Origin of the sequence: Pseudovibrio sp. W74, assembly GCF_001623085.1 — a bacterium.
Taxonomy (GTDB): Bacteria; Pseudomonadota; Alphaproteobacteria; order Rhizobiales; family Stappiaceae; genus Pseudovibrio.
The window spans coordinates 1-843 of record NZ_LMCJ01000049.1; the positions used below are offsets into that span (position 1 = coordinate 1).

General features: G+C 60.3%; 1 protein-coding gene. It reads right to left on the reverse strand.

The genetic code is table 11. The annotated features are described in order from the left end of the window. A partial coding sequence (locus tag PsW74_RS21430) for an ATP-binding cassette domain-containing protein (RefSeq protein WP_153042452.1) occupies window positions 1-843 on the reverse strand: 843 nt, incomplete at both ends.

The window sequence follows — 843 nt, forward strand, 5'->3', positions numbered from 1 at the left end:
CAGTTCCACATCCTGCGGCAGGTAGCCAACTGCTGTGCCCAGACGATCTTCCGACCACTGGCTCAGCTCCGCGCCATCCAGACGAACGGCACCGCGCAGGATAGGCCAAACACCCACAAGCGCGCGGACCAGACTGGTTTTGCCGGAGCCGGACGGGCCGATAATGCCCATGCCATCGCCAGCCTTAAGCTCAAAGTTGACGCCAGCCAGTGTGACTGCGCGAGCACCGGGAGGCGCTGTTGCGATCTGCTGTACATTGAGGGCCTTGCTTGGCAGTGGCAGTTCGGTTTCTGGCGGGGTCTCATCCAGACCTTCCAGTGATTTTTCCAAACGGGCGCGGGCCTGACGGGCTGCGATGAACACGCGCCACTGGCCAACAGCCTGCTCCACAGGAGACAGAGCACGGGAGGTGATGATGGAAGCTGCGATCATAACACCAGGAGAGACTTCCTGAAGGATCGCAAGCCAGGCACCAACCGCTAGAACGGCAGAACCAAGCAGGAAGCGGAAGGCTTTGATGGCAGTGGCGAACAGCGAGGCGCGGTCGCCTGCTTTGGTCTGGGCATCATAAAAGCGGGCGTTGGTTTCATCCCATTTGTTGGTGAGTGTGGAGCTCATGCCAAGGGCGCGCACCACTTCTGCGTTGCGCCGTGCTCCAGAGCGGGTGTTGCTGCGCTGTGCGTTTTGCGAGGCCAGCTCTTTGGAGGGATCGCGGCTCATGAACTCGTTGGCAAGCACCAGCGAGAGGATGATGACCGCACCGGCCAGTGCCAGCATGCCAAGCCAGAAGTGCAGCACGAACACCAGACCCAGATAGATCGGCATCCATGGAATATCAAAGAG